This is a genomic window from Candidatus Methylarchaceae archaeon HK02M2 (assembly GCA_024256165.1).
GTDB lineage: Archaea > Thermoproteota > Nitrososphaeria > Nitrososphaerales > JACAEJ01 > HK02M2.
This window is the reverse complement of sequence record JAKLZG010000054.1, coordinates 1-5,434: the sequence shown is the minus strand read 5'-3', so window position 1 is coordinate 5,434 and position 5,434 is coordinate 1. Positions and strand designations below refer to the sequence as shown.

The 5,434-nt window shown below is 36.5% G+C and carries 6 protein-coding genes; all 6 read left to right on the top strand.

The window, feature by feature from the left end; all coding sequences use genetic code 11:
* Positions 1–545 (top strand): DUF1122 family protein (locus tag L6N96_04430; GenBank protein MCP8323406.1); only part of this gene is annotated, 545 nt, incomplete at its 5' end.
* Between the two features lie 180 nt (positions 546–725).
* Complete coding sequence (iorA, locus tag L6N96_04425; protein ID MCP8323405.1) at positions 726–2,648, top strand: indolepyruvate ferredoxin oxidoreductase subunit alpha; 1,923 nt, start codon at positions 726–728, stop codon at positions 2,646–2,648.
* Positions 2,645–3,244, top strand: a complete 600-nt coding sequence (locus L6N96_04420) for an indolepyruvate oxidoreductase subunit beta (GenBank protein ID MCP8323404.1) — start codon at positions 2,645–2,647, stop codon at positions 3,242–3,244. The genes iorA and L6N96_04420 overlap by 4 nt, the downstream gene beginning before the upstream one ends.
* A 365-nt stretch (positions 3,245–3,609) precedes the next feature.
* Positions 3,610–4,272: a hypothetical protein gene (locus L6N96_04415; protein MCP8323403.1), complete on the top strand. Its 663-nt coding sequence runs from the start codon at positions 3,610–3,612 to the stop codon at positions 4,270–4,272.
* A gap of 226 nt (positions 4,273–4,498) precedes the next feature.
* Positions 4,499–4,825 (top strand): DUF134 domain-containing protein, encoded by a 327-nt coding sequence (locus L6N96_04410; protein ID MCP8323402.1) that lies wholly within the window; start codon positions 4,499–4,501, stop codon positions 4,823–4,825.
* 24 nt (positions 4,826–4,849) lie between these two features.
* Positions 4,850–5,206, top strand: coding sequence for a DUF5320 domain-containing protein (locus tag L6N96_04405; protein MCP8323401.1), 357 nt, complete (start codon positions 4,850–4,852; stop codon positions 5,204–5,206).
* Positions 5,207–5,434: the final 228 nt, after the last annotated feature.

Genomic DNA, 5,434 nt, shown 5'->3' with positions numbered 1-5,434 from the left:
ATCCTCATATATTGACAGGTATCTTTAGTACAGGTCGCAAATCATCAGGGATCAGGGGATGGATGGACGCAGATTATTATGAGAAGATTTCTCTCAATAAAGTGACTCTAAATCTTCAAGAGTTAGGATTAGATATTCAGCTTTTCAGAAAGATAGGTGGGTTAATTCCAAATGGAGGGAGCTTGATGGTTTCTTATGAAATGTTCTGGGGAGAGAGTGAAATACACAAAGATACCTCACAAGCCTTGAAATTGGGGATGCCACCTATAATCACTCCTATAGGGTATCTGATTTTCCGAGCTGGTTGCTGGGCAGGATTCAAAGATTGGTATTTTTCGGAAGGAGGAAATGAAGGGCCTAAAAAACTTCAAGGATTCAAACCTGTCGATAAAGAGAATGCTCGTTTAAGAGCCAAAGAAACGATCAAGTCTCTTAACAATTTCATCGAGATAAAGGAAGACCGTTCTGAGCTTGAACGTAATGCTAATAAGAAATCTAAAGAGATCATAGAAACGCTAATTGCTTACCGTTTTAATAATTTCTAAAATAGATTTTTAACACATTTATGAATCATGCCGATAATACATTTCTAATGTTTTCGCCTAATTTCTTAAAATCGAATAAAAAATACTCGGATCATATTATGTCTTCTTGAGATATTCCATGATAGGGTAACTTTCTCTATAAGAACTTGCTATGTATCGTTTGGATTGTCTTGCAGAACTATGCAATTTAATCGTAAAACAATAGATAAAGGGAAGGGCGAAGTAATTATTATTGACATGTCTGAGAAGATACTTCTGAACGAAAATGGAATGAAAATTATTCTTTTGGGGAATGAGGCAATAGTCAGGGGTGCCTTGGAATCTGGAGTCGGTTTTGCTTCTACTTTTCCTGGTACTCCAACATCAGAGATAGGCGATACATTCGCAAAGGTTGCCAATAAGGTTGGCATATACTTTGAATATAGCACGAATGAAAAAGTTGCTCTAGAGGGTGCAGCAGGTGCTGCACTTTCCGGTGTAAGATCTACAGTCTCTTTTAAGCAATATGGGTTGAATGTTTCTTCCGAGAGTGCGTTTCCTCTAGCATATGTAGGAGTAAGAGCGGGCATGGTCATAGTGGTTGCAGATGATCCTAGCTGTTGGAGTAGTGCCCAATCAGAACAAGATAGCAGATATTATGCCCGTCTAGGACACATACCTATGCTCGAGCCCGCAAATTCACAAGAATGCAAGGATTTCACAAAGATTGCATTTGATTTATCGGAGAAGTTCAATCTGCCTGTATTTTTAAGATTGACGACAAGAGTCAGCCATACTAGGGGGGTTGTAACACTTGGTAGAATTGTTAAAGGACGTACAAAGGGAAAATTTTTAAAAGATTCCATAAAATTCAGGAATTTCCCACCCTATATCATAGAAACTCATAAAGAGTTACATAGAAAATTGGAGGCAATAAGAAGGATTTCTGAAGAAATCGAAATAAATTTTTTTGTAAATGAGGATGTTAAAAACGATCTTGGCATAATAGCTTCAGGAGTCTCGTTTAATTACGTTATGGATGCTTTGGATCATCTAAAAATGAATTTACCTGTATTTAAGTTGGGATTAACCTACCCTATTCCTGAAGAAAAGATAAGGAATTTTATAAAAAATTTAAAATCTATTTTAGTTGTTGAAGAGATCGAGCCAATTCTAGAAAAAAGCATAAACTCTTTAGCAAAGGATGTGAATCCAGAATTAAGAGTATTCGGGAGAAGTGGATATCTGCCAACAGCTGGTGAGCTCACTGAGGAAGCGATACTACTCACAATAAGCAAGATAACTGGAAAGAAACTCGACTATGATCTTATCGCTCATAAAGAAGATTATAATAAATTGAAGATAGCAAGGAGGTTTCCCCTCATGTGCCCTGGTTGTCCTCATAGAGCTACATTCTTCGCAACTAAATCAGCAACAGGAGAAGATACTACATTTATTGGGGATATAGGTTGCTATATCTTAGGAATATTTCCTCCTTTTGAAACCCAAGACATCATATTCTCCATGGGTGCAAGTGAAGGATTGATTCATGGGATTAAAAAAGTCAGTGATCAGAAGGTCATAGCCTTTATCGGTGATGGAACATTCTTCCATGCCGGAATTCCAGCGTTGATCAACACTGTTTTCAATAAATCCAACCCCTTGATAATAATTCTTGACAATAGGACAACAGCGATGACTGGACACCAACCAAACCCTACCGTAGGCGTAACTGGGATGGGGGATCAGACCAAAGCGATTGCCATCGAAGATATAGTAAAAGCATGTGGAGTTGAGAACGTCAAGGTTGTGGATTCTTTCAATGTAAAAGAGATGGAAAAAACAGTAGGAGAATTTTTACAAAATGATAAAGTTTCTGTGATAGTAGCAAAAAGAGAGTGTCAATTACTTGCTGTTAGAAGAAAGAGAAGAGAAGGAAAAGCAATACCTAAGTTCAATATAGATAAGAGCAGATGTAATGGATGTGGTATCTGTCTGTATCAATTGGGCTGCCCAGCAATATCTGTAGAGAATGGTGTATTTGATATAAACGAAGATCTTTGCACAGGTTGTGCTGTCTGTGTTCGTATCTGTCCAAAAAGGGCAATAAAGGTGGTAAGATGACAGAGTCTGATATAATCGTTACTGGCATAGGTGGACAGGGAGTACTGACACTAGCAAATGTAATAGCGTGGTCTGCCCTAAGGGAAGGATTGGATGTCAAGACTTCTGAATTGCATGGTCTAGCTCAAAGAAGCGGGACGATACCTTGCCATGTAAGATTCGGAGAAAAGATATACTCCCCTCTTGTCTTAGAAGGGAAAGCGAATTTAATAATAGGATTAGAACCATTAGAGGCTTTGCGTGCTTGCTATTATGGTTCAAAGAAGAATAAAACTGTCTTCTTGATCAATTCATATGAAGTAATTCCATTATCTATCTTTGTCGCCAAAGAGAAGTATCCATCTTTAAATTATATAATCAATGCTTTAAAATCATTTTCAGCTAATGTGATCACATTAGATGCTTCTGAAAAAGTAAAAAATACAACAGGAGGCATCATATCGACGAACATCTATATATTAGGCTATGCTTCTGCAAAAAAATTAATTCCATTAAAGAAACAATCCATTTTAAAAGGGATGAAAGAAGTAATACCAAAAAGGTATCTTGAATTGAATAAAAAAGTTTTTGATCTGGGATTTAAAGCTGGGCAATAGTAACTTTTTGACAAGGTTTCAAGTCCAGAGATTCAGAAAAACTTAACGAAATGAGGCACGGTCCTCGATGTTCTTTCTACGTCGTAGATACCGTATGATGCGAAGCAAAAAGTTTGCTCTTGGCACCTTATCCATATAATGTCTGTAATCATCTCCAAACTTCTTAATCAAGTCTTTATCTGCTCTGATTAAACCAATATATGTCAAAGGTATAATTGGGATACCCAGCATGATGACAATCCAGTGTTGGAAAAGTATTATGCCAGCAATTGCCCACAGTACAAAGGTTACATACTGTGGATGAAAAAATCTTTGTAATGAATAAATAATAATAAGAATAAATAATAAGAACATATAATCTCGTTATGTCTAAAGATCACGACAAAAAGATAAAACAGAAAATAAACAGTAATAATTCAATAGTTATAGATACTGATGATTTTATTAAGGCGATTAAAAACTCATCTTTAGAAATAGCTTCTAAAGAAGTCGATGTAGTTACGTCTGGAACATATAGTAAAAGACTTGCAAAAAAGTGGAGGAGACCACACCTTAAGATCGATTTTAAGGAGTACAATAAGATTAAACCATATATTGACATAAAGAGTGAAGATCATGGTTTTTACGGACCAAAATCTAAATTACTTCGCATGGTAGTAAGAAATTTTGGAAGGACGCCAGCAACATATTGTGAAGCTAAACTCACTATGATTAAAGACTGTATGAGACTAACACCCCAAGTATTACTTCATTGGATCAAACTTGACCCGACCATTTATGACTCTTTAGATGACATATTTGGACCCATAACCATCAACGCTAAGGAATCGGAGGAACTAGATGTATTAAGATTGAGAATGAATACTGATAAGATAGAGACTGTATCAGATAGAATTATGTATTTAGAACCAGAAAGAAAGTATAGTCTCGAAGTATCTATTTTTTCAGGCATTGGTAATAACCCTACAAAGACCTTTGATATAAAATGGGATGGTACATATGATGGTTTTGATAAATGTGTTCAATAAGTGCATTATTTAAGCGATATTAAGAACGAATCATAAACTAGGCTAAGGCCTTTGGAGGTTTCTTCTTTATCTTTTCGACATCTGGAATTTTATATCTAAACACTTTAAATTATATAAAAGAAGAATTATTTTAAGTATTCTTGTTTATTTTTAAGTTCAATTTAGATGGATTCATAAATAGAAATATATTTATATTTGTTACTCATATGAGTAATAATATATAATCATGCCAAGATATGGATGTGGTTGGAAAAGAAGACGTGGCAGATGTCGAGGTAAAAGATGGATTGAGCAAATTCCAGAAACAACTTACTTCAGACCAAATGGATTGATAAACTCTTCTGATAACACCACCGTGATCACCTTTGAGGAACTTGAAGCACTTCGACTTGTCGATCTTGAGAATTTAACTCAAGAGGAGGCTGCAATAAGAATGGGAATTTCAAGGAAAACACTTTGGAACGATCTGCAACGCGCAAGGAAAAAAGTGATAAAAGCACTTGTTGATGGTCGTGCAATCCATATCGAAGGTGGTGATTATATTCTTAGATAAAATATAGGAGGTGAAAGAAAAGATATGCCATATGGAGATAGAACAGGTCCCTGGGGTCATGGACCTAGGACAGGTTGGGCTGCAGGGTATTGTGCAGGGTATTCAGTTCCAGGATATATGAACCCTCACCACGGTTTCGGACGAGGCTTTGGAAGAGGTTGGGGTAGAGGCTTTGGACGCGGATTCAGGGGACGAGGTAGAGGTTTTTGGTGGAAAGGGTATTATGGACCAACCCCTTATGGGAGATATGAATTTCCAGCGCCTAGCAGGGAAGACGAGAAAGCTTACTTGGAGAATTCAATCAAAGATTTAGAGGAAGAGCTTAAAGCAATACATAAAAGGCTACAGGAATTATCTAATGAAGAAAAGGAAACTCCTTAAAACTATTTACTAAGGAATACCCTACTTTTTTTAACTGATATAGGAAAAGGTGGTAACATATGAAAATTTGTATACCTACTGAAGGTGAAAATGGATTAGATGACTTTGTTGGGGAGCATTTCGGAAGGGTTCCATACTATACTATTGTCGATCTTGACATGGATGATGTAAAGGTTATTCCAAATACGAGTCATCATATGGGTGGAAATGAATACCCTCCTGAACTTA

Excerpts from the sequence above, each read along its gene's own strand:
- iorA (MCP8323405.1), top strand. The coding sequence starts at position 726 with ATGCAATTTAATCGTAAAACAATAGATAAAGGGAAGGGCGAAGTAATT.
- L6N96_04420 (MCP8323404.1), top strand. The coding sequence starts at position 2,645 with ATGACAGAGTCTGATATAATCGTTACTGGCATAGGTGGACAGGGAGTA.
- L6N96_04415 (MCP8323403.1), top strand. The coding sequence starts at position 3,610 with ATGTCTAAAGATCACGACAAAAAGATAAAACAGAAAATAAACAGTAAT.
- L6N96_04410 (MCP8323402.1), top strand. The coding sequence starts at position 4,499 with ATGCCAAGATATGGATGTGGTTGGAAAAGAAGACGTGGCAGATGTCGA.
- L6N96_04405 (MCP8323401.1), top strand. The coding sequence starts at position 4,850 with ATGCCATATGGAGATAGAACAGGTCCCTGGGGTCATGGACCTAGGACA.